This window comes from Clostridium sp. 1001271st1 H5, from assembly GCF_005845215.1.
Classification (GTDB): Bacteria; Bacillota; Clostridia; order Lachnospirales; family Lachnospiraceae; genus Enterocloster.
Genome location: NZ_SPHO01000010.1, coordinates 205,397 through 230,345 on the forward strand (window position 1 = coordinate 205,397; position 24,949 = coordinate 230,345).

Here is a 24,949-nt window from a genome sequence, read left to right on the forward strand (position 1 = left end):
CACTCTATAATTAGTACTTATACCCCGACAAATCTGTTTCATTTGTAACTCCGTAACGAATCTTCTGACGGGTAAATATAAAATTGCTTTCATGGATTCCCAGTGTCAGAAAATCTGCATGGGGATGGTCCATATATCCAAATTCCGTTGCATAGCCCGGTGTTTTTCCGCCCCCTGCAAACACCATGGAATAGTTGATAAAGTATTCATCCAGCATTCCCTGCTGCAGTAAATGGGTGCAGTAGGAAGGCGCCTCGATACAGAGCTTCTCCAGCCCCCATTTCTTAAGGGCATACATGAGCACCTTTGTATCCGGGTTCTCCCCCTCTCCCGTCACTATAACCGGGAACGTGGTAAAGTCTGTGTAAAGCTCACCCAAATCCGCATTATCCACATCCTCAATTGTCTTAAAGGGTCCAATCACCTGATGCTTCAGAGGGGAATTGGCCTTTATGTATTCACTGCCCTTTGGGGACGTGGCAATAACCAGTTTGTATTCCTCCTTTGGGTCCACATTGAAAATGTAATGGTCAAAGGGAATATCCGTGCCGTCCAGGGAAACAATCACACCGCAGGGCTGGTATTTCTTCCCCAGAACCTCACGCCGCTGCCTGGACAGGCGCTCCTCATATACATGACAGGTAATGCCCGGCTCACTGAGCAGTGTGCGGGCCCCTATGATGATTCCGTCCGCATAAGCCCGCAGCACGTTCAGCACCCAGAAATCCCCCAGTGAACCGTCCGGGTCAAGGAAATTATTCTTTGCTATAAGGGGCCCGGACGGATTATCCCCATATGCCATTTTTCCGTCTGAGGAAAGCACGATGGAAGAAAAGGTATAGGGCCGGTCTGCCGGCGCCTTCGGGAAATAGATATCCGTGTAATACTCAGCCACATCCGGCATCACTGCTGTCTCAGCAGACTCTTTCTTTATCTGTTCCAGTATCCCGTCGCTTTTTTTGACGATTTGAATCTTCAAATTCTGTTTTGGTATTTCAAAGAATACTAATTCGTTCATTCATTTCCTCCTATAGCCCCAGATTTCCAATCTTTTTTCCCCACTGCGTGTTGCCCAGTCCCACTTCGGATATCAGCTTTTCAGCTGCCTTCTGCGTTGCGTACAATACTTTTTCTTCGTCAATCATGGTCATGTGTTTCTGCTCCATTACGAACACGCCGTCCACCATAACGGACTCAATATTTGCCTGGCTGGAAGAATATACAATTGCGCTGACCGGGTCATGGACCGGTATGGAACGGCCGTGGTATGGGTCGTAGATTACCAGGTCTGCCTTCATTCCGGGTGCGATTGCCCCCAAATCCCCTTCCCGCATAACCGCCTTCGCTCCTCCCAGGGTTGCCAGCTCCAGCACCTTGGATGCAGGCATTGCGGCTGCATCTTTTAAGTGCACCTTCTGGAGCAGGGCGGTTGTCTTCAGTACCTCCATCATGTCCTGGGTATCGTTGCTGGCTGAGCCATCGCAGGCAAGGCTGACCGTCAGTCCCTCCTTCACCATCCTCTCAACCGGCGCAACGCCGGAGGCAAGAATCATATTGGATACCGGATTGTGGCTGACCTTTACATCGTACTGTTTAAAGATGTCAAAGTCTTCCTCTTCCATGCAGACACAGTGTACCGCTATAAAATCAGGTCCGATGAATCCAAGACGCTCCAGATGGGGTATGGTTCTTCCTCCCCTTACTTCCTTGCAGTATTTATCATCATCCTCTGATTCCAGCACATGCATGGTAAGAGGTATATGCATCTCATTGGCCATTTTGCGCATCTCACGGTAGCCGTCATCCGTATTATCCCAGATAATGCCCGGAGCCAGGGCAACGCTCATCCTGGAGTGTCCCTGATACTTCCTGTACAGGCGTTTCACATCATCAAACATATCCTGTTCCGTGTCATGATGGGCCACCTTAAATTCCGGCGGAAAGTTTGCGGTATTGGTGAAGCCCCTGCCGTATATGCCGCGTATTCCTATATCCTCCATGGCCTGTGTCACATAATCGCTGAGTCCGGGGCTGGTATGGCAGTACATATAATCCAATATGGTGGTGGTGCCGGACTGAATGGCCTCCATGCATCCTGTGAGGGCGGCGTAATAACACATTTCCCCGTCGAACCGGTGCAGGGCCGTGCGCACGGAGCTGTCCAGCCAGTCAAATAAAAGTTTATCCCTGCCCAGGCCCTTTAGCATGGTCTGGAACAGATGGGAATGGGTGCTTATCATGCCCGGAAATACAAACTTCCCTTTTGCATCTACCACCCTGGAGGCTTCGTAACCGGATGCCAGCTCCCCGCCTCCAACTGCTGTAATCTTATCTTTATCAATCACAATGCAACCATTGCTGATGATAGTCCTGTCATTGTCCATTGTTATGATATACGCATTCTTAATCATAACATCTGCTTTTTTCATATGGCTTTCCTCCTGTTGGCGCACAGACGGCGGGATGAATGTTCAACGGTTTCCTATACCCACTTAAAATCCTGCAGGCTGGCAGTCACTTCCTTTAAGAATCTTGCTGCCGGCGCTCCGTTGACAATACGGTGGTCATGGGTAAGGCTGAAGTTCATAACGGATGCGGGATAGAATCCTCCGTCCTTCACCATCAGCTTCTCAATAATGGTTCCAACGCCTAAGATGGCTGATTCCGGAACATTTAACACCGGTGTAAAATAGGTGATTCCAAACATGCCCAGGTTGGTAATGGTAATGGTTGCCCCGCCCAGCTGGTCTGATGTCAGTTTATTATTCTTTGCCCGCTCTGTAAGGTCTGATAATTCCAGACAGATTGTGCGCAGGTCCTTCATATTTGCATCGCGAATCACAGGCACAATCAGTCCGCCCGGAATATCTACGGCAACGCCGATGTGGATGCGGCTGCTGATTTTGATATGGTTCTCATCCGCCATAGTGCTTCTCAGGGCCTTATGGTTCTCCAACGCCATGGCAACTGCTTTTATCAGCATTGCCGTATAGCTTAATTTAACGCCTGCATTGGTATATTTTCCCTTTAACTGTTTGTATACCTTAACCAGCTCCGTTATCTCCGCCTCTGTCGCTATGGTGGCCTGGGCGGTTGTCAGCAGACTGTTCTGCATTGCTTTTGCAATGGTAGTCTCCATGGAGCTCATCTTGACAATGACATCCTCGCCTTCACATGGCCGCGTGTCATAGGTTGCCTTTGGAGCAGCAATCCGGGCGGCTGCGGCGGCTGCGGGTGCAGCAGATGCGGCTGCAGCTACACCTGCATCAGATACGGCTGCGGATGAAGCTGCGGCTGCAGATGAACCGGCCGGGGCAGCACCTGCCAGGTCCTTCCTGGGAATTCCATGCTTCTTCAAATCAGAAATCGTGATTGCCCCCAGCAGTCCGGTTCCCTCGATATGTGAATATTCCAGTCCCTGTTCCTCCGCTACCTTTTTAGCCCTGGGCGTGATTTTAATGTCGGCCGCATTGGCCTTCGCCGGAGCCGGGGCTGTCTCAGCCGCCTGCTCCCCGCTGTCAGCGGATGCCCCGCTATCTCCCTGGCCCCCTTCACACTCTGCCGATATATCCTCGTCAGCCGTGTCGGCCAGAATCGCAATGGTTTCGCCGCAGGCAGCCTCCTCCCCTTCCGGCAGCAAAATCCTGCGGAGGATTCCGTCTTTGGGCGACTCGCATGTATTGGTAATTTTATCTGTTGTTATCTCTGCCAGTGCGCTTCCTTTTGTAACGGAAGCTCCTTCTTCCACCAGCCAGGAACCAAGGACTCCTGTTTCCATGGACAAACCGAACTTAGGCATAATTACTTTTGTAACCATATGTATTCCCTCTCAATCTCCGCTCACGGCATTTTTAATATTCCATCAATTCCCTGCATGTTTTTACCAGGTCATCCAGCTGCGGCAATACGTAATCCTCCAGCACAGGTGCATATGGCACCGGGGAATCCAGGGATGTGACACGCTTAATCGGCGCGCTTAAATACTCAAATACATCCTCGCTTATCATTGCAGAGAACTCCGCTCCCCAGCCACCGCATTTGGGGCCTTCCTGGGCCAGAATGATACGGCCTGTTTTTGCCACTGATTTCTGAATCGTATCCTTGTCGTACGGATAAATGGTTCTCGGGTCTATGATTTCCACGCTAACCCCTTCCTTTGCCATGATGTCAGCCGCCTTGTGGGCCTTGTCAAGCATAATCTGGGTTGCAACGATTGTGATGTCGCTTCCCTCTCTCTCCACCTCAGCCTCATACAGCGGAATCTCATACATATCCACCGGCACTTCGCCCTTCACATTATAAAGGGTTTTGTGCTCTAAAAACAGTACCGGGTTGTCGCTTTTAATTGCGGAAATCAGCATTCCCTTTGCCTCGTAAGGAGTGGTGGGGCATACAACCACCAGTCCGGGGGTGTTCATGAACCAGGATTCCACACATGCAGAGTGATGGTAAGCACACCGGATTCCTCCGCCCTGTACGGCACGCACTGTTATACCGCAGTGTGCCTTTCCCTGATACATGAAATTTAATTTGGCTGCATTATTTGTCAGCTGGTCAAAACAAACGCCCAGGAAATCGGCAAACATAATTTCCGGTACCGGTTTTAACCCGCATACAGCTGCTCCGCAGGACAATCCCAGGATTGCCGACTCGGACAATGCCGTATCCTTGATACGGTTGGGCCACTTTTCCCAGATTCCCTTTGTGATTCCGAAATCTCCGCCCATCTTTGCCACATCTTCGCCTAATATGAATACTCTTTCATCTGCGCCCATCATCTGGTGCAGCGCCTCATTGATTGCCATTCCATAAGAAAGTTTTCTGCCCATTATCTTAATTCCACCTCTCTATCAGCATATGTATATGTTGTTGCAGTCTCAATTCCCGGATACCCGCTCTCCAGGGAGAATTTGAGCATTTCCTGTACGTGTTTTTCTTCTTCCTCTTCAATTGCCTGAATCACGGCCGTATCAACCTGCTCCCTCTCAAGGAGAATTGCTTTTGTCAGTTTCAGCGGGTCTCTGTCATTCACCCAGTAAGATACCTCGTCCTCGGGGCGGTATGCTGCGGGGTCGCCTGCAAAATGTCCCTGCCAGCGGTATGTCATGAACTCCAGCACAGTGGGTCCTTCGCCCTTTCTTGCACGGTTCGCGGCTTCTTCCACTGCTTCGATGACAGCCTCAATGTCGTTTCCGTCCAGGCGGTAGCTTGGAACCTCGTATCCCTCGCCCCATGTCTTTAACTCCTTCTGGGGATGGGCTTCCTCGTAGCGCGTGGATATGGCGTATCCGTTGTTTACCAGACAATAAATGATGGGAAGCTTCCAGGTGGCTGCCATGTTCATGCTCTCATGGCAGGTTCCCTCGCCCAATGTTCCGTCCCCAAGAAATACTGCGGTCACATCATCTGTCCCGTTATACACAGATGCAAAGGCGGTTCCCAGACAGGTTACCATGGTGGAACCCTGGATTCCGTTAAATCCCATGTTCCTGCACTCCAGGTCATTGACATGCATGGAGCCGCCCCGTCCATGGTTGATTCCTGTCTCTTTTGCAAATATCTCAGCCATTACCAGTTTCGGGTCTGTTCCGCAAAGGGCAATGGCCCCATGGCCCCTGTGGTCCGGAAATTTATAATCTGTTTTCTTCAGGGCATCCACCACGCCTGCCTGGCACGCCTCCTGGCCAATGGACAGATGTACGAATCCGGGAATCGTTCCGTTTGCAGCATACTCCTCAATCACCTCTTCAAACCTGCGAATCATTACCATGTCCCGGTATACCTTCAGAAGTCGTTCTTTACTTAGTGCCATTTCATTTCCTCCTAATAATCTTCTTCGCCATAGCGTATTTATATTAATTTAAAAATGACTGTTCCAATACCTTGTAATTAATCTCTCCCCCGCAGAATGCCTTTCCCGTATTAATATTGTGAATCTGCACTCTTCCCAGGGAATGGACATCATGGTCAACATAGAAGAAATCCCTTCCGGCTTTTTCAAACACATCCTCAAATAACTGACCGTAGCAGGGCGACGAGGTCTTTCCCACCAGCCCGGGAATCACCTTTTCAATGTCCTCGTCCGATGCGTCCACCCAGATTTCCACGCTGCTGCCGTAGATAAGGGCATCGTTAATCCGGCCCATGGACTTCATTTCATCTTTTACAATGGGGGCAATGGGGGCTGTTCCCCGAATCATTACAATCTGTCCCGCATTAAATCCCTTTTCAAACATTTTGTGGCAGGTCTGTTCCAGCATCCGGCCCGACACCTGGATGGATGCAACCACACAGGTACTGTCGGAAATAAGGATATAGGTGTCCTCCGGCTTTACATGGCAGGCGTTCGCCACCTCCAGGGCCATCTGGTCCGTGGGATACTTCACATCCTGGAGGCACAGCACCGCCTCGTTATTTTCTTCCTTGTAGTCCGTCATCTCAAAATACCAGTCCGAGTCCACATGGGCAATTGCCCTGGCAGGTCCGGAACCAATGGTGGCAAACTCCCCGTCCCCCAGTTTCCATCCCGCTATCTGGGAGGCCATACAGGCAATCAGAGGCTTGTTGACCAGCACCTCAACCGAAGCAAAGGTATAATCCTCATTCAGCCTGAATTCCCCAAGGGTAACTGTGCTCATGTCTCCCATGGATGCCCTTGTGAACAGTACCCCTGCTTTCCAGCTTCCCTCACAGTTAATTCCCATGTCAATGAGCGTTGCCCCGCAGTTCATTTTTATGACCTTGCATCCAAGGGCGTCTGCATCCTCCATGATTTCACGTACGACTTTCATTGCTTTTGCATTAATGTTCAGCATGTATGCTCCTCCGTCTTATCTTTACTTGCTTATGATTTCTTTCCAAACACATCAATGGCTGCGCCCATAATCGGCGCCGCTGCATCCGATGCCAGGAATGTCACTACCTCCGCCACCTCTTCCACCTGGAGCATGGAATCCAAATCAATGGTAACCGCCTGGTCGCTGTCCATCCGTTCCCTTGTATGCTCCGTATTGGTCATTCCCAGGTAGATGGCATTGACATTCACCCCATATTGTTTGACTTCCTCGGACAGCGTATGGGTAAAGCTTACGATTCCGCCTTTTGACGCAGCGTATGCGCCGAATCCGGGAAAGAAATGCTTGGCTGCCGAAGAACTGATGTTGATGATTTTACCGTACCGGTTCCGTATCATGGCCGGCAGGACTGCCTTTGTACAGAAAAAGGTTCCGTTGAGATTAATGGAAATCTGGCTCAGCCAATCTTCATTGGATGTCTCTGCCACGGGAACAGACTTGTGATAAGCCGCATTGTTCACAAGTACATCCACGGTTCCCGCCTCCTGCTCAATTTCGCGGAAGCATTGCTCCACCTGTTCCGGTACGGCGATATCGCAGGTTTTCACCAGCGCCCTGCCGCCCTCTTTCCTGATTTCCTCCGCAACTGCCTGCAGCTTTCCCCCGGTTCTCCCAATCAGCACCGTCACCGCTCCCTCTCCGGCAAATGCCTTTGCAAACCCTGCGCCCAGGCCCTGTCCTGCGCCTGTAATTGCCACTACTTTATTTTCAAATCTCATACAGTGATTCCATCCCTTCTGTCAACTGTCCCATTTTCCCGGGCCAGGAGTTTCAGCACTGCATCCGGTTTTAACGGCAGGTGGTGTACCTGGACCCCGATTGCATTTGCAACAGCATTTGCAATTGCACCGGCGGACGGCACCACGGAACATTCCCCGATGCTCTTTGCCCCATAGGGCCCTGTGGGCTCTGTCTCCTCCACCAGCCCCACCTTGATGGGCGGCATCTCATTGGCATTCATGATATGGTACTGCTTAAAGGTAGTGTTTTTCACCTTTCCCTTGTCGTCAATTATGATGCCCTCCGACAGCGCGTATCCAAGTCCCATCTGTACCGCGCCTTCAATCTGGCCTTCCACGGACATGGGGTTTAATGCCTTTCCAACATCGTGCACCGCCGTATATTCCAGGACCTTAATCCCGCCTGTCTGGGTATCCACCGATACCTTTACAAAGTGGGCGCCATAGGACATGGCCAGCCCATAGGAGGCAAATGTGTCTGCACAGCAGATATCTCTCTGGTTCACCTTCCTTGCATGTGTGATGACCTCCTCCAGGGTTGCCCTTTTATCAGGATTGGTTTTCACACAGACCCCGTTGTCCTCAAGCTTCAGGTTCTGCTGTTCCTCCTCCAAAAGCTGGGCCGCCTCTTTCAGCAGCTCCTGTTTGATTTGCCTTGCCACCTTCACTGCGGCATTGCAGCTCACATAGGTGCCTCTGCTGGAGTAATTTCCCAAATCATACATGGTGGTGTCGGTATCCGACTGTATACATTCAATCCGGTCCATGGAGATTCCCAGTTCCTCTGATACAGCCTGGACCTGGGTGGTAACGGAACCATTGCCCATATCGCTGACCCCGGTAAACATGACAACGGAACCGTCCTCATTCATCTTAAGTATGACGCCTGTTGTGTCGGGACACACGCCGTATACTCCGTTTCCATGAGTGGCTGCAGCCATTCCCGCTCCAATGCGGTACCTGCCGCCTGCCGCCCTGGATTCCTCCTGCTCCCTTACAGCCTCTTCCCAGCCGAATAATTCCATTCCCTTTTTCACACAGTCAATGGGCCTTGCATTTCCATGCTTCTGCCCGTTCCTCTGGTCAAAACCATCCGGCTCAACCAGGTTTTTCAGCTGCATATCAATGATGCTTATATGTAAGTCCCTTGCTATCTGGTTCATCTGGCACTGCTGTGCAAAAAATTCCTGGGGGGAACCAAATCCCCTCATAGCGCCTGCAATGGGAGTGTTGGTATAGACCGGTGTGGCCCTGAACCGGATATTGGGGGTCTTATGGTTTTTGAAAAACTTACCGCTCATGGCCCACACAATACTCATGGTCCCGCCTGCATATGCTCCCGCATTGATGATGACCTCCATGTCCTGGGATATAATTGTCCCATCCTTTTTTACGCCGGTCTTAATCCTGATTTCCATTCCGTGCCGGGTCCTGGAGGACACGATATCCTCCCGCCTGTTGTAAACCAGCTTCACCGGCCGTCCTGTCTTCATGGCAAGCAGCGCTGTCACAGGCTCTGTCACTGTGTCGATTTTTCCGCCGAATCCGCCGCCCATCCCCGGATTCACCACCCGTACCTTGCTCATGGGGAGTCCGAAAATCCGGCTCAGGTTCTTCCTGTATCCGAACACATCCTGGCTGGGCGTATAGACGGTCAGCTTGCCGCTGCTTTCATAGACAGCAATGGATGCATGTGTCTCAATGGCGCTGTGGTGAATGGCCGGTGTGGTATACGTATCTTCATATATATAATCCGCTGCCTTAAACCCCGCCTCCACATCACCGGCTCCCATATCCACCGGAAAAATAATATTGCTTTCCCCGTGAATGGGATAGGCTCCTTCCTTCAGCGCTTCCCTGGGGTCTGTATAGAAGGGCAGCTCCTCATATTCCACCTGGATTAACTTTAACGCCTGTTCCGCAATCTTCACTGTATCCGCTGCCACAGCCGCCACCTTATCACCCACATAGCGCACCGTATCGTCAAATACCCGTTCTGTCTTGTGCCCGTCAATCTCTTCGCCGCAGCTGTTGTACTTTGTGTCCGGGGAGTTTAAGTAACACACCACCCCATGGACACCTTCTAACGCCTCGGCCCGGCTTGTATCAATCCGCTTTATCCTGGCGTGGGGCACGGGGCTGAACAATATCTTGGCATGGAGCATTCCGGGAAATTCCAGGTCAGCCGTGTATTTCAACTGCCCGGTTACCTTCATGGCCGCGTCACGGACCGGGATATTCTGTCCTATCATTCCCATTCAGTTTTCCTCCTTCTGCACACCGGCCTTTGCCTCCGCCATCCGCTTTGCAGCCAGCTGGATGGCCTCCACAATCTTCACGTACCCCGTGCACCGGCACAGGTTATTGGAAATGCCGTTGTTCCTGATTTCCTCCTCTGTGGGATTGGGGTTCTGGTCCAGAAGAGCCTTGGCGGACATCACCATTCCCGGTGTGCAGTACCCGCATTGTACTGCCCCGGCGTCTATGAATGCCTGCTGAATCGGGTGAAGGGCGGTTCCGTCGGAAAGACCTTCAATGGTTTCAATCTTCTTTCCTTCCATGTTTCTTGCAAGCATCAGACAGGAATTCACCGCCTTCCCGTCAATAATGACTTTACAGGCGCCGCAGTCCCCTGTACTGCATCCGCACTTTGCGCCTGTCAGTCCCAAAACCTCCCGCAGCACGAATAATAAGTTCCAGTTTTTTTCTACGCTTACCTGTATTTTTTTTCCGTTAATATCCAGACACACCTGTTCCATTATCTCACTCCCATGCGTTTATATTCTGTCTTCTCCCATAATGCAGCCGGCCACTTCTTCTTTTGTTATGGTTCCAAAATAGGGTTTTATATCTAAATCTTCAAGAACACGGCTGACAGCATCCCTTTCATAAGCCACACCTGTCAGCAGCTGTTCTATATCTTTCATTTCCATACATCCCAGAAAGTCACCCTCAAACCGAATCTGCTCTATCCGTGCATTCTTTAAAGATGCCCTTACCGTGATGCCGCCTCCTGCAAACCGTTTGCTGTATATAAAATCTGCCGGCGGATTTTTGCCGTAGGTCCAGAGAAATGATTGGTATTTGTCATGGGCCAGGCTCATTATCTCCATGTGCTCTTCCCGGGACAATGCATATTCCTTTCTCTCCGTTCCTTCAAAAAGGGCATCCAGCAGTCTTTCCCTGAATTCCAGAACCTCCATGTCATAAGGAAGATGTTCCGCAATTGTGGTAACTCTTGACCGCACTGACTTGATTCCCTTTGACACCAGCTTATCCTGCTTTACCCGCAGCGCCCTGCTCAATACTTCCAAATCCGAGCTGAATAACAGAGTTCCGTGAAACAGTACCCGGTTCTTATAGATTCTCACCGCGCTTCCGGATATCTTGGCGTCTCCCAGAACCAAATCATTCCTTCCGTTTATCCCTGCCCGGATTCCCATGCCCTGCAGCGCTTTTACGACGGGCTTCAGGAAAATGGAGTAGTCTGTGTTTGTAAAGTCCCCATGTTCCATAATAAAGCTGAAACATAAGTTTCCCAAATCGTGGTACACAGCGCCGCCGCCGCTGGTTCTCCTCACCACATCGATTCCATGGGATTTTACAAATTCCCCGCATATCTCTTCGTGGGTGTTTTGAAATGCACCCACAACAATGGTGGGACGGTTCCTCCACAGCATGAGTACCGGCTCCCTGATATCTTCTTTTTTTAAGAAAAATTCTTCATATGCCAGATTTTCCGAACCGATAATGCTGTTAGTTTCCACGTATATCATAGTAAGGTCCTCTCATTTCCAGCTATTTTTCCCAAAAATATCCACATGGTGCAAGGCGCTCCATGTGGATATCCTCTCAAATTAATAAATATGCTCTTTTCTGTTTCCTACACAGCCGGCACTTCCTCCTCAAGCTTCATTTCAGGAACCTCATCCTCCGTTGTCTTGGGAAGAATAATGTTTAAGATAAGGGCAACCAGAGCCGTTCCGGGAATGCCGGTAAAAATAGTTGTAACGGTTGCCGGTAAAAATGCCAGATTAGCCACTCCGAAATTGCCGCCGATACCAATGGCCAGCGCAATGGCCAATATGGTTGTATTTCTCTCCGTGAAATCACTCATGCTGATAACGCGCAGCCCGGATGCTGATATCTGGCCGCACATGACAAGGACAGCCCCTGCCATAACGCAGTTTGGAATGAGCGCCAGTAACTGTGCCAGTTTTGGAAATACTGCAAATGCAAGGAAGATGATTCCTCCTAAGCCGGTGACAAAACGGCTTCCAACGCCGGTCATTGCCACAATACCCACATTAGCGCTTCCCGTAATAACCGGAGCACCGTTAAAGACCGATGCGAACATGCCTGTGATGCCGCCTCCGCGGATGGTCCTGGATAATTCCTCAGATGACGGAAGACGGTTGGATACCGCAGTAACCAGTCCCGTGGTATCTCCCACCATTTCCATCAGCGTGCCGATGTGGACCGCACAGATTGTCAGGATTGCCCCCACATTGAATTTCACGCCCCATGCAAAGGGTTTAACCATGGAAAACCAGGAAGCCTCTCCGATGCTTGAGAAATCCACCATGCCGAGGGCTGCCGCAACAATGTATCCGATAACCATACCGATTAATATACAACATTGTTTAATTAAGCCTCTTCCGAAAAAGTTTAAGAGAACAATCACCACAATGACCATTACGGCAATTGCCAGTTCAATCATCGCGTTTTCGCTTTCCACATTAAAGTTGCCGAATGCCGTTGCGCCGATACAGACGCCTACGGTCAGAACCACTGCCCCTGTTACGGTAGGGCTGAAATACTTATGTAAGTACTTGATTGCAATGGGACCAAGAATAAACAGCACACCGCTTCCAACCAGGGCCGCCCCAAATGCGCCGCCGATTCCGATATTCGGATTATTGGCCGCCACCACCATTGGTGTTATCAGTGTAAAGCTTCCTCCTGATACAATGGGGAGTCTGGCTCCAATATGCTTACCGATTCCAAAGGACTGGATAATAGTAGCAACACCGGTGATAAATAACGCACATTGAATTAATAAAGCAGTTTCCTTGACACTGAGTCCAAATCCCATGGCAAGCAGCATACCTACTGCAATCTGTCCTGTAAATGCTGATAATACATGCTGGAATGCCAATGGAAATGCAACTGCCAATCGGGGTTTGTCTTCAATACCATAACTCATCATTCTCATAACTAACTCCTGTTTCTGATACTCCCGCCATTTCTGCCTAATGTATGAAGTTCTCCTTTTTATTTTTTATATTCAAAACTTTACCCGACGAATTGGCGCCATACTTGGTCAGGTATTGGCAGGGTTTCCATAATGTACCTTGTCCGCTCATTTGAAAAAGACAAACGCAAGGGCAAATGAACATTTGGGACTGTGTCCTTTATGGAAACCGGTAGTTTGAATCCTAGCCAGCTCAGAGTGTGTCTGAAAATTGCTTTCCGCCAGGCCCTAATTATCCGGGTTGAGCTGCTTTGTCAATTCAGCCGTCTTCGCACCAAGGGCCCTGGCTCTTTTTAAGCCTTCCGGGTCATCCATTACCCCTGACCCGTCACCCGGATTCCAGAGACTGGCACCTGCGTAAGTTCCCGCTCCCCCGTTGCAGACAACCATTCCCTGTGTATGGTAAAATCCAAGGATTGCATTCAGTGCCGCTTCCTGTCCTCCGTTTCTTGTTCCGCCCACTGCAATTGCAGCGCCCACCTTGCGGTTGAAAAATGCGGGATTCTTTTTTATGATATTCCAGGTCGGCCGGAACCGGTTGAAAAAGGCCGCCAGCTGTGCCGTAATATTCATCTCATATACCGGGGATGCTATAATCATCCCGTCAGCCCGATAGACTTTTTCATAGAGGGGAGTCATATCGTCCTCATAGACAGTACATCGGACCGCGTCCTCTTTCAGGCATTTGTTGCAGTGGATGCAGAAGTTCAGCTTTCTTGCCCTCAGCTCTATGAGCTCCACTTCCACGTCCCCTGTTTCCCGCGCCCCCTCCAGCGCTTCCTGCAATGCAGCATAGGACGATTTCCTTCTTGGGCTTCCACATATTCCGATTATTTTTACCATGCCGCCTACTCCCTTCAGGTCAGAACACTGATTTTTTTCATACTCTATTTTTACATGTATCCTTTTTATCGCGCAATTATCTCTTGTGCAATATACACAATTTTATTCTGTGTTTTTGTTATTTATTATACGTTTTTCTTAATTATATCAAAAAAAAACAGATTGTCAACGAATCCAAACCAGTTTCCGGATGAAACTGGTTACATCAGACCTTCTATATCACGGGTGTTATCTATCGCTTATCTCTATCATTTTTTACATTATTTATGGTGGTTTCCCTCAGCTTTAATTCCACCGGAAACAGCACGCTTTTATTCTCCGTATTGCCTCCCAGCTTTTCCAGCAGCAGCCTGGCCGCACTTTCTCCCAGCTGGTAATTGGGCGCTACCACGGTTGACAGGGACGGTATCACAAAGCTGGCCACCGGGTTATCGTCAAAACCCATTATCTCCACATCTTCAGGCACACGGATGCCATGGAGCGCCAGATACCTCATGGCCGCAATGGCCATCATGTCGTTAAACGCAAATATGGCTGTGGGTTTCTCCTCAAGCCGCATCAAACGGCCGCATGCGTCATGGGCATCCTGCAAATCCGCGTAATGGGCCTTAACCATATGCAGACGGCAGTCCTTTTTCTCCGTGAAAAAATCATATACTGCCTTTCGGCGCCTCTCTGTCACCAGATATGTATCAGAGGTGCTGATGACCCCGAATATACGGTTTCCCTCCCGGTACAGATAGTCCAGTGCCAGCTGGACGCCTTTGTAGTCATCGCTGTACACGTATGTCACATCCCCCGGTGCTTCCGACTGTTCCATATTCTCAATCAGCACATAGGGCACCTGAATCTTGGCCATGCGCAGCTCCTCGCTGTTAATAAAACCAGAGCCGGATATAATCATTCCGTCAACACTTCTCTGGTCCACCCTCTGCCAGAAATCCTCGATGCTGTCCGTTGAAAATACAAGGACCTTATAATCCGCCTCCCTTAATACAGCCTGGCTTCCCTCCACCAGCTGGTTGAAAAATTCATTGCAAAGGGTTGGAATGACGCATAAGATTGTCTTTGTATAGCCGGTTGACAGGCTTTTGGCAGAAGGGTTGGGTATATAATCCACCCTCTTCATAACTCCAATGATGTGATTGCGTGTTTCTTCCGATACCTTTTCCGGCTGATTGATACATCTGGAAACCGTTGCAACCGAAACCCCTGCCAGGTATGCAATTTGTCTGATATTCAAAATATAACCTCCTTCTCCTATATCTGCTACACAGTATTATACTATATAAAACCGTAAAACAGATAACTTAATCCGTATAAAGATATTTTTGTGCAATTTTTACTTTTGTTTCTGTTTTGTATGTGCGGTGAACCTTCCGGGCAAGGGATTTTAGGCGGAAATACAGAATTTTTATCAGACGGATGGAAATCAGGATTTTTGTTAAATATTTCCAAATAAGTGCAAAAAAAATCCCCTCTCCATATCCGGAAAGGGGAAAGGGTGAGTAGAGGGATTCGAACCCTCGGCCTCCAGAGCCACAATCTGGCGCGATAACCAACTTCGCCATACCCACCATAATTAAGTTATGAAACATCAGAGCTTGCGCTCAATGAGCCTGAAGGGATTCGAACCCCCGACCCACGGCTTAGAAGGCCGTTGCTCTATCCAACTGAGCTACAGACTCACAACTTCGGACAGCTTGATGTGACTCTGCACTTTCATGCCAACTGCTGTCAACGAGCTATAGTTTATCATATGTTTCTGGAGATTGCAAGCACTTTTTTTAAATTTCTTGTCCTTTTTTGCAGCCTTTTTCAAAGCCCGGACTCCGGAGCCTGAAAAAGGCTGCTCCAACGCCATATTAAACCGCGGAAACTACTGTGGCTGCCGGCGGAAGCGAATCCGCATATTGTCACCATCCATACGGCATATGGTGCCAAAGGGCAGGGTTCCCATGGGCTTATCATGGCCGGACCTGATATGGTACATCACAGGCATATCAAACCCTCCGAACCGGTCATGAAGAAATTCCTCTGTTTCATAGGTCCCGTCGTACCGGTCATTGGTACAATCCGTGAAATCGCCGAGAAGAATGCCTGCCGCATGCTCAAACAGACCGGCGTATTCCATCTGGGTGATATACATGTCAAGGGACGCGATTCCTTCCTCCACATCCTCCAGAAACAGAATCTTATCCCTGGTATCCAGCTGGTAAAAGGTGCCGCAGGCCCTGGCCAGTACGGATATGTTTCCGCCTGCCAGAACACCCTCCGCCACACCGCCGCGGATGGCCTTAAAGCCCTCCTCCCCCGGCGGATTCCAAAACTCCAGTTCATCCTCCATATTGAGGGCGGCATACAGCCCAGACCGGGTGTAGGCGTCAAAATCCTTCAGCATGTTGGAGCACACCATCGGCCCATGGAAGGTAACCAGATTCCCAAACATCTGGAATCCGGAATGAAGGTTTGTTATGTCGCTGTACCCCACAAATATTTTGGGATTCTGTTTCACCAGCTCAAAATCCAGGTACTTCATGATTTGGGAACTTCCATAGCCTCCCCGCACGCAAAAAACCGCCTTGACCTGTGTATCCCCAAACATGCGGTTCAGGTCCTCTGCCCGTGCCCTGGCATCCCCTGCCAGATAATTATGGAAATTATACATGTTCTCAAGACATGCGCCCAGTTTTACCCGGTATCCCATGTCCTCCAGCAGCTTTACGCAGCCATCTCTCTCATCCTCCTTTACAGGAAATGCAGGGGACACCAGACCTACCGTGTCCCCTTCCCTCAATCTCTCCGGAAATACCATCTGTCCCAATCCGTCCTTTCATTCATATTCAGCCTCATTTAGCCAAAAAGCTGCCCACGCCCCATTACCCGGCGTGGGCACCTCTGCTTTGCTTCATAACCATGGCCTGGCTTAATTACCACGCTTACTGTCTGTCAGCATATTTAAATATCGTATGACCGATATAGGTCTTGATAACGCCCTGGCATCCCGGCTTCACCAAAAGCTGGGCATTGCGGTAGTACAGAGGCAGGATAGGCATTTCCTCCATCAGAAGCTTTTCACCTGTCTCAAACAGCTCCATGCGCTTCTTATTGTCCGTCAGGCTCCTGGCCTCTTTCATCATGGCGTCGTATTCCTTGGCTTCATCATTCAGCCAACGGCACTGGGTTTCATTTCTCTGAAGAAGGAAGCAGTCCAGATTGGTGCTGGGGTCAGGATAATCTCCGGTCCAGCCGTCATAGCAGATATCAAAATTACCGGCTGTCTGCTCATCCCAGTATACCTTGGGCTCAAAGGTAACAATCTCCACATTCACTCCCAGATTTTCCTTCCACATAGCCTGCATGGCCTGGGCCACATCCTTTTTCTCCTGGTCGTTCTGGGTAATCAGGGTCAGGGTGGGATAGCCCTCTCCGCCCGGATAGCCGGCTTCTTCCATCAGCGCCTTTGCAGCCTCCACGTCCTCTGTGAACAGGCTGCCCACCGTGGTGCGGTAATCATCGCCGGAGCCCTCATAGGGAATGCCGTGAGGCACAAAGGCATAGGATGATTCCGGCCTGGACGCAACGATGGACTGGTTGATGACATCCCTGTTAAGGGACATGGATAATGCCTTTCTCACCCGTGCATCTGACAGATAATCTTTCTCACAGTTAAAATCATAATAGCAGGTTCCTATGAGGTCATAGGACTTAAGCTCGTCGCTTCCGCCGTACTGTGACTGGGCCTGGGTCTGGATGATGGTATTGTCCACCACATCCACCTCCCCTGCATTGTAGGCGGACAGGGCTGCTTCTGCGGACTCAATAAACACAATATTCACGCCGTCCAGCTTCACTGAATCCGCGTCAACGTATTCCGGATTCTTCTCCAGCACATAGCTGGCCTGGGGATTGATTTCCTTCAGGCGGAACGCTCCGTTGCTCACATAGGTATCCGCCGACTTGGTCCAGGCTTCAGGGCCTTCCACCGCATCCTTCTTCACCGGGAAATAGGCGGTAACAGCCGTAAGGTCAATGAAATAAGCGGTGGGGTTCTCCAGCGTGACCTTCAGGGTCTTGTCATCCTCCGCCTTTACGCCCACATCATCGGCAGATGCCTTTCCCTCATTATATGCTTCGCCGTTCTTCAGATAGAACAGGTACCATGCGCCGGGAGAGGCTGTATCCTGCGCCAGGGTGCGTTTCCAGGCATACTCAAAGTCCCCTGCCGTCAGAGGGGAACCGTCCGACCATTTTAAGCCGTCCCTCAGGGTAAACGTATATTCCAGGCCGTCCTCGCTCATGCTGTAGGTCTCAGCGCAGCCGTTAATCAGGCCGCCGTCCGGTCCAATCTGCATCAGCCCGGTGAACAGGTTTTGAAGCACAATGGACGAGGTGGCATAGTTGTTCATGGTCGGGTCCAGTGTCTCAGGCTCCTTCTGCATGGCGTAGGTCATGACCTTTGCACCCCCGCTTTGGGCGCCCTCTTCCTTCCCGCCCGATGCCTGGGTTGTCTGCCCCGCCGCCCCGCTCTCAGCCGTTTTCTCAGAACTCTGTCCGCCGCATCCTGCCAGCATGGAAGCAGCCATTACAAGGCTCAATAACACTTTCAGTTTTTTTCTCATTTTGCTCCTCCTTGTCTTGGGCACCAAGCAACCGTCTCATGGCCGCTTACGTGCAATACATGTCTCTGGTTCGTTTTCCCGCTTCCGTAATCTTCTATTACGAATCAAAAAGATGGCAGGCCACCTTATGTTTATCATTGACAGCTTTTAACTCCGGCTTTACCTGGCCGCATATATCCTTTGCATAGCGGCACCTGCTTCTGAAGGGACAGCCGGGAGCCGGATTAATGGGAGAGGGCACATCCCCTTCCAGGATAATTCTCTGGTTCCCCCTGGCCAGCTTCGGGTCTGCCACAGGCACTGCGGAAATCAGGGACTGGGTGTAAGGATGAAGCATGTTGTCATACAGCTCATCCACCTGGGCGTACTCAATCAGGCTGCCCAGGTACATAACCCCCACCTCCGACGAGATGTGGCGCACCATGGACAGGTCATGGGAGATGAACAGGTAGGTGAAATGGAACTTATCCTGCAATTCCTCCAGAATATTGATGACCTGGGCCTGGATGGATACATCCAGGGCTGATATGGGTTCATCGCAGACAATAAACTCCGGCTCCGCAGCCAATGCCCTGGCTATTCCGATTCTCTGTCTCTGTCCTCCTGAGAACTCATGGGGATACCGGTTAATATGGTCCGGTTTAAGTCCAACCATCTCAATCAGCTCCCTGACCCTGTCATTCTTATCCTTTCCCGTGTGGAGCTTCATGGCCCATATCGGCTCGGCAATGATATCCCCTATGTTCTTTCTCGGGTCCAGGGATGTATAGGGGTCCTGGAATATCATCTGCATCTTCTTCCTGTAGGGAGCCATCTGGCTGTCGTTCAGTCCGGTGATGTCCGTTCCCTGGTACAGAATCCGCCCTTGCGTTGCCTGGTACAGTTTAAGGATGGTACGGCCAACCGTTGTCTTGCCGCAGCCGGATTCCCCCACCAGTCCCATGGTGCGGCCCTTTTCAATGGAAAAGGATACGCCGTCCACTGCCTTTAACACCTTTGGCTTGGAAAAAAGACCGCTTTTCAGTTTAAAATGCATCTTCAAATCATTTACTTCAATACAGTTATTTGTATCCGTACATTGAGCCATCACAGCTTCACCTCCCCCATCCGGGCTTTCACCGATTCATTGTGAAGCCAGCAGGCGCTGACATGTCCATTTCCCAGGTCGTAAAAGGGCGGCTGGTGGGCTGCGCAGAGCTTCATGGCATGGGAACATCTGGCTGCAAAAGGACATCCCTTCGGCGGGTTTAAAAGGTCGGGCGGCGTGCCGAAGATTGGCACCAGCTTTTCCTTTGTCCTCTTGGGTATGGAGGCCAGAAGCCCTGCTGTGTAGGGATGGCCGGTCCGGTAGAAGATATCCTCAATATCCCCTTCCTCCATGATTAATCCACCGTACATGACAATAACCCTGGTACACAGGCTGGATATAACGCCCAGGTCATGTGTAATCAATATGACGGAGGTGTTAAACTCATTCTTCATATGGGCCATCAGCTCCAGAATCTGGGCCTGTATGGTCACATCCAGCGCCGTGGTGGGCTCGTCTGCTATGAGCAGCCGGGGCCTGCAGCACATGGCAATGGCTATCATCACCCTCTGGCGCATACCGCCGGAAAGCTCATGCGGATACTGTTTCAGCCTGCGCTCCGGACTGGGAAGCCCCACAGCTTCCAGCATGGCCAGGGCTTTTCCGTCTGCTTCCCTTCTGGAAAGCTTCTGATGCCGCATCAGGGGACCCCGGAGTTGCTCCCCCACCGTGAACAGGGGATTTAAACTGGTCATGGGGTCCTGGAATATCATACCAATCCGGTTTCCCTGAATCTTCCTCATTTCCTTTGGAGATTTCTTAAGCAGGTCCTGGCCGTCAAAGAGCAGGGCATCTGCCCGGCGTAGGGCATTGTCCTCCAAAAGCCCCATGATTGACAGCATGGTAACACTTTTGCCGCAGCCGGATTCCCCCACGATTCCAAGGCTCTCTCCCTTCCCCACACGGAAGGTGATGCCCCTTACGGACTGCACAAGGCCTGCGTCTGTTTCAAAACTGGTGCGCAGGTTCTCCACCTCTAAAATTGTATCTTCCATCATGTTCATCCACCTATTTCTTAAGTCTTGGGTCCAGAGCATCCCTCAGCCCGTCACCGATAAAGTTCAGGGCAAATATGGTAATGCTGATTGCCAGCGCCGGAAACAGCATCTGGTACGGATATGAAAACAGATATTCTATGGCATCATTGGCCAGGGTTCCCCAGCTGGCCTTCGGCACCTGGATGCCGATGCCCAGAAAGCTTAAAAACGCCTCCTGGAATATGGCCGACGGAATCAGGAACGTGACCGTCACAATAATGGAGCCCATGCTGTTGGGTATGAGATGATGTATCAGAATCTGCCATTTGCTCAGTCCGCAGACCTTTGCCGCCAGGGCAAAATCCTGCTCCCTCAGCGTCAGTATCTGGGCCCGGACCATTCTGGCCGTGGTAATCCAGTAGGTGAGGCACATGGCAATCAGGATGCTCTGGATGGTATTCCCCAGAAACATCATAATTAAAATCATATAAATCAGGCTGGGAATGCCGGTGAGTATATCCACCACTCGCATCATGACGATATCCGTGGTTCCTCCCACATAGCCTGATATGCCTCCGTAGAGCACGCCGATGACCATATTGATGGCTGCCGCCGCAAAACCAATGGACAGGCTGATCCGGGCCCCGTACATGGTCCTGACGAAAATATCGCGTCCCATCTTGTCTGTTCCGAACAAATGGGCTCTGCCAGGCCACTGGAGGGCGTTTCCAAAATCAGTCTGGTCATATGTATAAGGAGAAAACATGGGGACAAATATGGCAGCCAATGTCATGATAACCACAATGGCTATGCCCAGCATGGCCAGCTTATCCTTTTTAAGCCGTATCCAGCAGTTTTTCCAGTAGGAGATACTGGGCCGGTTTATGGATTCCATCTCCCGCTCTGCGTCCGTAAGTCCGGCCAGAAGTTCCTCCGGAATCACATCCGACATGGTAAATTCAACTCTCTCTTCCATCCTCTTCACCTACTCCGTAATCTTTACTCTTGGGTCAATCACTGCGTACATGATGTCAACAATCAGATTGCAGCCAATAATCATCACGCCTAAAAACACGGTGAGTCCCAGTGTGACGGAATAATCCCTGTCCGTGATGGCGGATATGAAATAGCGTCCCAGTCCCGGGATACTGAACAGCTTCTCAATGATAAAGGTACCTGTGAGCAGCGTGGCCACCAGCGGGCCCACATAGGTCACCACCGGAAGAATGGAATTCTTAAGGGCATACCTGCTGATGACCTCCCATTCCGGCACTCCCTTGGAACGCTCTGTCCTTATGTAATCCTGGCGCATGGTTTCCAGCATGCTGGAGCGCATGAGACGGGTGATATAGGCCACCTGGGAAAAGGCCATGCAGAACACCGGCAGCACATAATGTTTCCATGAGGTCAGGCCGTAGGAGGGAAATATCTTCCACTTCTCGCAGAACACATACATCATCAGCACGCAGAGTACAAAACTGGGCACCGAAACGCCGATGGTGGCCAGCACCATGGAGACCCCGTCCGCCAGCTTCCCCCGCTTTACGGCAGCCACAATTCCCAACGGGATTCCCGCCGCAAGGGCCACTGCGATTCCCAGCGCCCCCACCTTTGCCGATACCGGAAAGCCGTTGGCAATGAGCTCATTGACCGTGGTATCCTGTTTTTTAAAGGAGGTTCCCATGTCGCCGTGGAGAAGGTTGCCGAGATACCTGACATACTGGGCCGGAAGCGGGTCGTTGAGACCATACTTTTCGGAAATCTGCTCCAGGATTTTTTCCGGCACATTCCTTTGCTCAGACGGACTGAAAGGACCTCCCGGAATGACATGCATCAGAAAGAATGTAATGGTAATAAGAATAAAAAGAGATAACACACCTGCTACCAACCGCTTGATTATGTATTTTGCCATTGCCATACCACCTTTGTCTTAGATAAACTGAATCCGGGCCGAACCGCCCTTGTATAAAAAAAAGGCGACTTAAAGAGCAGTAAGTTCACTGCGCCTTCGCCTGACATACTTAATTAAAAATTATACCCATTGGCAAGTTAAAAGTCAATAAAAAGGACTCAGTTTCACATTGCATTTTATGGCAGAAATACCTATAATTAAACTTGCGGCCGCCGGGCTCTGTGAATAAAGGGAATTTTCACCCCTGCCGCCGGCCGCAAGACGGAAAGAAGGTATGAATCACATGGAAATCCCTGTTATGAATGAGATAATGAGAGATACCGTGGTGGAGGTGGACCTGGACCGCATTGCGTACAATGTAAGACAGATTAAGGCCATGGCAGGCCCCTCCACCCAGGTGGCGGCAGTGGTGAAGGCGGACGGCTACGGCCACGGCGCCCTGGGCATTGCTCCCGCCATCATGGAAAACGGAGCCAGCCTGCTGGCAGTGGCCACCCTGTCCGAGGCAGTGGAGCTGAAACAGGCATATCCCGGCTACCCTGTATTAATCATGGGGCTGACGCCGGACCGACTGCTGCCCTGTGTGCTGGAATACGGCATCATCCAGACCATCGACACCCTGGCCCAGGCCAGGCTCCTTAACAATCTGGCGGCCGAAAGGGGACGGCAGGCCGTCATACATATCAAATATGACACCGGCTTCCACCGCATCGGATTCCCCCGCGGCAAGGAAAGCCTGGAGGAGATTCGCCAAATCTGTTCCATGCCCTGGCTGAAACCGGAGGGCATCTACTCCCATCTGGCCCTGAAGGACGACGAGTCCAACCAGGTCCAGTTCCGGCGCTTCATGGATGCCGTCAATGCCCTGGAGCAGGATGGATGCCATTTTCCCTGTAAGCACATTGCCGACAGCATTGCTGCCGTTGATTTTCCTGAATACAGGCTGGACATGATACGGGCCGGTGCCATTGTGTACGGGTTAAAGGGGTTCCACAAGGGGCAGCTGGACATCCGCCAGGCCCTGACCTTTAAGACCCGTATCAGCCACATCACCCCTGTATCAAAGGGCGAAGGCGTGAGCTATGATTACCTGTGGACAGCGCCTCAGGACACCCGGGTGGCAGCCCTGCCCTTTGGGTATGCCGACGGCTATCCCCGGAACCTGCGGGGCAGGGCCGTGGTTACCCTCAGAGGTAAACAGGTGCCGGTGATTGGCGTCATATGCATGGACCAGTGCATGATTGACCTGACCGGCGTGCCTGAGGCTCAGATAGGGGATGAGGTCATCATATACGGAGACGGCACAGGGAACACCCTGGACATAGATGCGGTCAGCCGCCTGGCCGGCACCAATAAAAATGAAATCGTTGCCCGTCTCACCAGACGGCCCCCAAGGGTCTATGTGGGCGGAAACGGTTTTACCCCGCAAACTATTTCCCGGAAAGGATGACGCCATGAATATAAAACAACGGACAGAAGAATTATACCCGGAGCTGGTGCAGATTCGCAGGGAACTGCACCAGCATCCCGAACCGGGCCTTGAGGAGCACTGGACCAGCGCCTATATCTGCGGCCTTCTGGATAAGTGGGGCATTTCCTATGAATTTCCTGTGGCCGGTACGGGAATCGTGGCCGTGATTCAGGGGCAAAAACCAGGTGCGGGAAATACGGTTGCCCTTCGCGCCGACATGGACGCCCTGCCTCTGACAGAGGATTCCTCCCGCCCCTACTGCTCCCTGAATCCCGGCCGCATGCATGCCTGCGGCCACGACGCCCATGTGGCCATTGCCCTGGGTACGGCCCGCATATTGATGGAATCCAGGGACCAATGGCCCGGCTGGGTGAAGTTCCTTTTCCAGCCAGCGGAGGAAACCACGGGAGGCGCCCTTCCCATGGTGGAGGCGGGCTGCATGGAGCACCCCCGCGTGGATTACGTCACCGGGCTCCATGTGATGCCCACCCATGAGACAGGCGAGATTGAAATCCGCTACGGCGACTTAAACGCTTCCTCGGACGAGATTCACATAAAGGTCCATGGAAAAAGCTGCCACGGCGCCTATCCCGATACGGGTGTGGATGCCATTGTCATGGCCGGAGCCGTCATAAACAGCCTCCAGACCCTGATAAGCCGCAGCATATCCCCTCTGGACAACGCCGTCCTCACCCTGGGGACCATACACGGCGGTACTGCCGGCAACATCGTGGCAGGCGAGGTGGAGATGACAGGCACCCTGCGCACCACCGACCCGTCCGTAAGACAGAAAATCATTGATGCCATGACCCGGCAGGTAAGCTGTACCTGCCAGGCCATGGGGGGCAGCGGGGAGGTTGTCATTGTCCCCGGATATGCGGCCCTTATAAACTCAGACGAAATCGTGGATGTGCTGGCGGAGACAGCCGCAGAGCTTCTGGGCAGCCAGCACATCCACCAAAAAAAATTCCCCAGTCTGGGGGTGGAAGACTTCTCATTTTTCCTGGAAAAGGCAAAGGGAGTTTTCTATCATCTGGGATGCGCCAGCCGGGAAAAGGGGATTACAGCCCCCCTTCACAGCCAGGATTTTGATATTGACGAAACCTGTCTTAAGCTTGGCGTGGAACTGCAGGCCAGCCTGGCTTTAAAACTTTTAAAACGGAATATTGTTTAGAAAAACCACGATACA

At 51.2% G+C, this 24,949-nt stretch carries 21 protein-coding genes and 2 tRNA genes; 2 read left to right on the plus strand and 21 right to left on the minus strand.

Annotated features, from left to right (window positions below):
- Nucleotides 1–10: 10 nt before the first annotated feature.
- The 21 genes from FGS84_RS16735 to FGS84_RS16835 form a co-directional block, all read right to left on the minus strand.
- Nucleotides 11–1,018, minus strand: a complete 1,008-nt coding sequence (locus FGS84_RS16735; protein WP_138309672.1) for a dihydrofolate reductase family protein — start codon at nt 1,016–1,018, stop codon at nt 11–13.
- 10 nt (nt 1,019–1,028) lie between these two features.
- Entirely contained in the window at nt 1,029–2,429 is a 1,401-nt protein-coding gene (locus tag FGS84_RS16740) for an amidohydrolase (protein WP_138309673.1), read from the minus strand.
- Nucleotides 2,430–2,482: 53 nt separating this feature from the next.
- The gene (locus FGS84_RS16745) at nt 2,483–3,817 is read right to left on the minus strand and encodes a dihydrolipoamide acetyltransferase family protein (protein WP_138309674.1); all 1,335 of its coding nucleotides are present in this window, start codon (nt 3,815–3,817) and stop codon (nt 2,483–2,485) included.
- 34 nt (nt 3,818–3,851) lie between these two features.
- Nucleotides 3,852–4,829 carry an alpha-ketoacid dehydrogenase subunit beta gene (locus FGS84_RS16750; RefSeq protein WP_138309675.1) on the minus strand — a complete coding sequence of 326 codons (978 nt, stop codon included), beginning with the start codon at nt 4,827–4,829 and terminating at the stop codon, nt 3,852–3,854.
- Entirely contained in the window at nt 4,829–5,812 is a 984-nt protein-coding gene (locus tag FGS84_RS16755) for a thiamine pyrophosphate-dependent dehydrogenase E1 component subunit alpha (protein ID WP_138309676.1), read from the minus strand. The genes FGS84_RS16750 and FGS84_RS16755 overlap by 1 nt, the downstream gene beginning before the upstream one ends.
- A 43-nt stretch (nt 5,813–5,855) precedes the next feature.
- A complete protein-coding gene (gene mch, locus FGS84_RS16760; protein ID WP_138309677.1) occupies nt 5,856–6,815 on the minus strand; it encodes a methenyltetrahydromethanopterin cyclohydrolase in 960 nt (319 codons plus the stop codon).
- Between the two features lie 29 nt (nt 6,816–6,844).
- The gene (locus FGS84_RS16765; RefSeq protein ID WP_138309678.1) at nt 6,845–7,573 is read right to left on the minus strand and encodes an SDR family NAD(P)-dependent oxidoreductase; all 729 of its coding nucleotides are present in this window, start codon (nt 7,571–7,573) and stop codon (nt 6,845–6,847) included.
- On the minus strand, nt 7,570–9,852 hold the full coding sequence (locus tag FGS84_RS16770; protein WP_138309679.1) for a molybdopterin cofactor-binding domain-containing protein: 2,283 nt from the start codon (nt 9,850–9,852) through the stop codon (nt 7,570–7,572). The genes FGS84_RS16765 and FGS84_RS16770 overlap by 4 nt, the downstream gene beginning before the upstream one ends.
- Entirely contained in the window at nt 9,853–10,353 is a 501-nt protein-coding gene (locus FGS84_RS16775; protein ID WP_138309680.1) for a (2Fe-2S)-binding protein, read from the minus strand.
- 18 nt (nt 10,354–10,371) lie between these two features.
- Entirely contained in the window at nt 10,372–11,370 is a 999-nt protein-coding gene (locus FGS84_RS16780) for a lipoate--protein ligase (protein ID WP_138309681.1), read from the minus strand.
- Nucleotides 11,371–11,477: 107 nt separating this feature from the next.
- Entirely contained in the window at nt 11,478–12,809 is a 1,332-nt protein-coding gene (locus FGS84_RS16785; RefSeq protein WP_138309682.1) for a solute carrier family 23 protein, read from the minus strand.
- A gap of 267 nt (nt 12,810–13,076) precedes the next feature.
- Complete coding sequence (locus FGS84_RS16790; protein ID WP_138309683.1) at nt 13,077–13,691, minus strand: flavodoxin family protein; 615 nt, start codon at nt 13,689–13,691, stop codon at nt 13,077–13,079.
- A gap of 232 nt (nt 13,692–13,923) precedes the next feature.
- Nucleotides 13,924–14,934, minus strand: coding sequence for a LacI family DNA-binding transcriptional regulator (locus FGS84_RS16795; RefSeq protein ID WP_138309684.1), 1,011 nt, complete (start codon nt 14,932–14,934; stop codon nt 13,924–13,926).
- 260 nt (nt 14,935–15,194) lie between these two features.
- Nucleotides 15,195–15,268, minus strand: a tRNA-His gene (locus FGS84_RS16800).
- Nucleotides 15,269–15,305: 37 nt separating this feature from the next.
- A tRNA-Arg gene (locus FGS84_RS16805) sits at nt 15,306–15,379 on the minus strand.
- A gap of 191 nt (nt 15,380–15,570) precedes the next feature.
- Nucleotides 15,571–16,506, minus strand: coding sequence for an LD-carboxypeptidase (locus FGS84_RS16810; RefSeq protein WP_138309685.1), 936 nt, complete (start codon nt 16,504–16,506; stop codon nt 15,571–15,573).
- 124 nt (nt 16,507–16,630) lie between these two features.
- Nucleotides 16,631–18,313, minus strand: coding sequence for a peptide ABC transporter substrate-binding protein (locus FGS84_RS16815; RefSeq protein WP_138309686.1), 1,683 nt, complete (start codon nt 18,311–18,313; stop codon nt 16,631–16,633).
- 97 nt (nt 18,314–18,410) lie between these two features.
- The gene (locus FGS84_RS16820; RefSeq protein ID WP_138309723.1) at nt 18,411–19,400 is read right to left on the minus strand and encodes an oligopeptide/dipeptide ABC transporter ATP-binding protein; all 990 of its coding nucleotides are present in this window, start codon (nt 19,398–19,400) and stop codon (nt 18,411–18,413) included.
- Nucleotides 19,400–20,395, minus strand: a complete 996-nt coding sequence (locus FGS84_RS16825; RefSeq protein ID WP_347563850.1) for an ABC transporter ATP-binding protein — start codon at nt 20,393–20,395, stop codon at nt 19,400–19,402. The genes FGS84_RS16820 and FGS84_RS16825 overlap by 1 nt, the downstream gene beginning before the upstream one ends.
- Nucleotides 20,396–20,408: 13 nt before the next feature.
- Complete coding sequence (locus tag FGS84_RS16830) at nt 20,409–21,353, minus strand: ABC transporter permease (RefSeq protein WP_138309688.1); 945 nt, start codon at nt 21,351–21,353, stop codon at nt 20,409–20,411.
- A 9-nt stretch (nt 21,354–21,362) separates the two neighbouring features.
- Nucleotides 21,363–22,289 (minus strand): ABC transporter permease, encoded by a 927-nt coding sequence (locus FGS84_RS16835; protein ID WP_138309689.1) that lies wholly within the window; start codon nt 22,287–22,289, stop codon nt 21,363–21,365.
- A 274-nt stretch (nt 22,290–22,563) separates the two neighbouring features.
- On the opposite strand from FGS84_RS16835, the gene alr reads away from it, so the two are divergent.
- Together alr and FGS84_RS16845 are read left to right on the plus strand one after the other, a co-directional pair.
- A complete protein-coding gene (gene alr, locus FGS84_RS16840; protein WP_243130000.1) occupies nt 22,564–23,739 on the plus strand; it encodes an alanine racemase in 1,176 nt (391 codons plus the stop codon).
- A gap of 4 nt (nt 23,740–23,743) precedes the next feature.
- Nucleotides 23,744–24,934 carry a M20 family metallopeptidase gene (locus FGS84_RS16845; RefSeq protein ID WP_138309690.1) on the plus strand — a complete coding sequence of 397 codons (1,191 nt, stop codon included), beginning with the start codon at nt 23,744–23,746 and terminating at the stop codon, nt 24,932–24,934.
- Nucleotides 24,935–24,949: the final 15 nt, after the last annotated feature.

Bases quoted from the DNA above. Each gene is read 5' to 3' on its own strand.
- FGS84_RS16735 (WP_138309672.1), bottom strand. From the start codon at position 1,018: ATGAACGAATTAGTATTCTTTGAAATACCAAAACAGAATTTGAAGATT.
- FGS84_RS16845 (WP_138309690.1), top strand. From the start codon at position 23,744: ATGAATATAAAACAACGGACAGAAGAATTATACCCGGAGCTGGTGCAG.
- FGS84_RS16750 (WP_138309675.1), bottom strand. From the start codon at position 4,829: ATGGGCAGAAAACTTTCTTATGGAATGGCAATCAATGAGGCGCTGCAC.
- FGS84_RS16810 (WP_138309685.1), bottom strand. From the start codon at position 16,506: ATGGTATTTCCGGAGAGATTGAGGGAAGGGGACACGGTAGGTCTGGTG.
- mch (WP_138309677.1), bottom strand. From the start codon at position 6,815: ATGCTGAACATTAATGCAAAAGCAATGAAAGTCGTACGTGAAATCATG.
- FGS84_RS16755 (WP_138309676.1), bottom strand. From the start codon at position 5,812: ATGGCACTAAGTAAAGAACGACTTCTGAAGGTATACCGGGACATGGTA.
- FGS84_RS16765 (WP_138309678.1), bottom strand. From the start codon at position 7,573: ATGAGATTTGAAAATAAAGTAGTGGCAATTACAGGCGCAGGACAGGGC.
- FGS84_RS16770 (WP_138309679.1), bottom strand. From the start codon at position 9,852: ATGGGAATGATAGGACAGAATATCCCGGTCCGTGACGCGGCCATGAAG.
- alr (WP_243130000.1), top strand. From the start codon at position 22,564: ATGAATCACATGGAAATCCCTGTTATGAATGAGATAATGAGAGATACC.
- FGS84_RS16775 (WP_138309680.1), bottom strand. From the start codon at position 10,353: ATGGAACAGGTGTGTCTGGATATTAACGGAAAAAAAATACAGGTAAGC.
- FGS84_RS16825 (WP_347563850.1), bottom strand. From the start codon at position 20,395: ATGGAAGATACAATTTTAGAGGTGGAGAACCTGCGCACCAGTTTTGAA.
- FGS84_RS16740 (WP_138309673.1), bottom strand. From the start codon at position 2,429: ATGAAAAAAGCAGATGTTATGATTAAGAATGCGTATATCATAACAATG.
- FGS84_RS16780 (WP_138309681.1), bottom strand. From the start codon at position 11,370: ATGATATACGTGGAAACTAACAGCATTATCGGTTCGGAAAATCTGGCA.
- FGS84_RS16830 (WP_138309688.1), bottom strand. From the start codon at position 21,353: ATGGAAGAGAGAGTTGAATTTACCATGTCGGATGTGATTCCGGAGGAA.
- FGS84_RS16820 (WP_138309723.1), bottom strand. From the start codon at position 19,400: ATGGCTCAATGTACGGATACAAATAACTGTATTGAAGTAAATGATTTG.
- FGS84_RS16815 (WP_138309686.1), bottom strand. From the start codon at position 18,313: ATGAGAAAAAAACTGAAAGTGTTATTGAGCCTTGTAATGGCTGCTTCC.
- FGS84_RS16745 (WP_138309674.1), bottom strand. From the start codon at position 3,817: ATGGTTACAAAAGTAATTATGCCTAAGTTCGGTTTGTCCATGGAAACA.
- FGS84_RS16785 (WP_138309682.1), bottom strand. From the start codon at position 12,809: ATGAGAATGATGAGTTATGGTATTGAAGACAAACCCCGATTGGCAGTT.
- FGS84_RS16790 (WP_138309683.1), bottom strand. From the start codon at position 13,691: ATGGTAAAAATAATCGGAATATGTGGAAGCCCAAGAAGGAAATCGTCC.
- FGS84_RS16835 (WP_138309689.1), bottom strand. From the start codon at position 22,289: ATGGCAAAATACATAATCAAGCGGTTGGTAGCAGGTGTGTTATCTCTT.